Consider the following 1,837-nt stretch of genomic DNA (forward strand, 5'->3'; position numbering starts at 1 on the left):
AGGGAAAAGTAGCTTAATGATATTTCAAAAGTTTGGGAATATGAAATTTGCGTATAGAAATCGCGAATTTTGGTGCAAAGGATATTATGTAGATACAGTTGGAAAAGACACAAAAGCCATAACAGAATATATAGCAAATCAGCTAAAACGAGATAAGGAAGCAGACCAATTAAGTTTGTTTGATCCAAGAGACCCGTTTACGGGTAGCAAATAAAAGTTGCATGGCTGGCAGGCCAATAAAAAGCGCATTTATGCGCAGCCAGTGAAAAAGGGCTATGCCCGAAAAAGAAAAACCACCCGCTATGCGGGTGGATACTTATTATTTCCATATCAACGTTTAGCCTGTCTTGCTCTAATTGTGTAAGACGTTCCTTAGTCGTTTCGGTAATAATGCCGGCTTCAATAGCTTTCATAATATTATTGATTTTGTTAGTGATACTATTCATTTGTTTTTCTAATGATTCAAGCATATTATCAGTGTTTTGCTCTTTTTTATATATTTCTATACAGCGATGGGCTATATCATCAAAATTATCAGGGACAAGAACATAATTTGTAGTAGCATCAACAATAAGCTTTTCAAGTGCATCCTTTCTATTACGTTTGCCGCAGCCTTTTGTTTTACACTTATAATAATGATACCGTAAACCAGTTTTACTGGTACCTGTTGTGCCGGTAACAGCTTTACCACAATTACCACAAAACAATTTGCCAGATAAAGAATAACTAACTTTTGCTTTACCGTGCCCAGGACGATGTTTATTTACAATTAATTTGCTTTGCACTTTATTAAACAACTCCTCATCAATAATAGCGGGAATAGCATCTGCAACAGTTAAACCCTGCGTTTCATATATACCAATGTATTTTTTATTAGTGAGCATGCGATTTAAAGATGATTTATTCCATTTTACACCCTTACCGGCAAAATCAGGAGCAGTATTTAAATCATTAAAAATATCTATTTGTCTGCGGCCGGCTGCATAGTCCTGAAATATTTTTATAACATACGGGCGTTGTATTTCATTGATTGTATAACGCTTGTTTACAATAGTGTAGCCATAAGGACAAGAACCACCAAAGGACAACCCTTTACGGACATTTTCTTTTATGCCACGTTTTACTTTTTGCGATAAATCTGCGGAATAATATTCGGCAAAACCTTCAAGCATAGATTCTAATATAATGCCCTCTGGACCATCAGGAATGTTTTCCTTTGCATAAAATAATCTTTATGCCGTTTTTGCGCAGTCTGTGCTTATATATAGCACTATCCGGTTACGGGCAAATCTATCACCTTTATAAACAATAATACTGTCAAATACGCCGGTAACACTGTCCTTTATCATTTCACGAAATTGAGGTCTGTCATCTGTCTTAGCGGATAATGCTCGGTCAATATATGTTTTGACGATGACAATATCACGAGTTTTAGCAAATTCCTGACATTCGTGTAGCTGCCCCTCAATAGATTGTTCGTTCTGTTTTTCACTAGAATATCTAGCATAAATAACTGCTTTTTGCATAAAAAAATACAGCACGACAAACGCATGAAATTAAATTCAAACAAATAAATGGCAAATAATAAATTTTTTAATTGAACTTAAATCTGCATAATTTTTTCGATATATTTTTCAGTACTTAAGCTGATCATATAGCGTTTTGATTTAAGACTAACATTCTTGCGTCCAACATCAAGTAATTTAAGCGTGTTAATTGCCAGTTTTTTAATTATATTCAAGTTGTATGCAGCTGCCTTATCTATTGTGTGATTGCCATCTTCACGGAATGTTACATCCAAATGCCAATGGTAACTTTCTACCATCCAATGGCTACG

The 1,837-nt window shown here is 34.9% G+C and carries 3 protein-coding genes and 1 pseudogene; 1 reads left to right on the plus strand and 3 read right to left on the minus strand.

Annotated elements, in window-relative coordinates:
- On the plus strand, nucleotides 1-214 hold a 214-nt coding region (locus tag HNR32_RS13645; protein WP_183863596.1), incomplete at its 5' end, for a transposase.
- On the opposite strand, the gene HNR32_RS13650 is transcribed toward HNR32_RS13645, so the two are convergent.
- The 3 genes and pseudogenes from HNR32_RS13650 to HNR32_RS13660 form a co-directional block, all read right to left on the minus strand.
- On the minus strand, nucleotides 198-1,172 hold the full coding sequence (locus HNR32_RS13650) for a recombinase family protein (protein ID WP_183863598.1): 975 nt from the start codon (nucleotides 1,170-1,172) through the stop codon (nucleotides 198-200). The genes HNR32_RS13645 and HNR32_RS13650 overlap by 17 nt on opposite strands.
- Before the next feature lie 60 nt (nucleotides 1,173-1,232).
- A complete protein-coding gene (locus HNR32_RS13655) occupies nucleotides 1,233-1,526 on the minus strand; it encodes a recombinase family protein (RefSeq protein ID WP_183863600.1) in 294 nt (97 codons plus the stop codon).
- Between the two features lie 77 nt (nucleotides 1,527-1,603).
- Nucleotides 1,604-1,837: pseudogene (locus HNR32_RS13660) on the minus strand (ISAs1 family transposase); the annotation flags it as partial.

The sequence above is a fragment of the Pectinatus brassicae genome (assembly GCF_014201835.1).
GTDB classification, from domain to species: domain Bacteria; phylum Bacillota; class Negativicutes; order Selenomonadales; family Selenomonadaceae; genus Pectinatus; species Pectinatus brassicae.

Bases quoted from the DNA above. Each gene is read 5' to 3' on its own strand.
- HNR32_RS13650 (WP_183863598.1), bottom strand. From the start codon at position 1,172: ATGCTTGAAGGTTTTGCCGAATATTATTCCGCAGATTTATCGCAAAAA.
- HNR32_RS13655 (WP_183863600.1), bottom strand. From the start codon at position 1,526: ATGCAAAAAGCAGTTATTTATGCTAGATATTCTAGTGAAAAACAGAAC.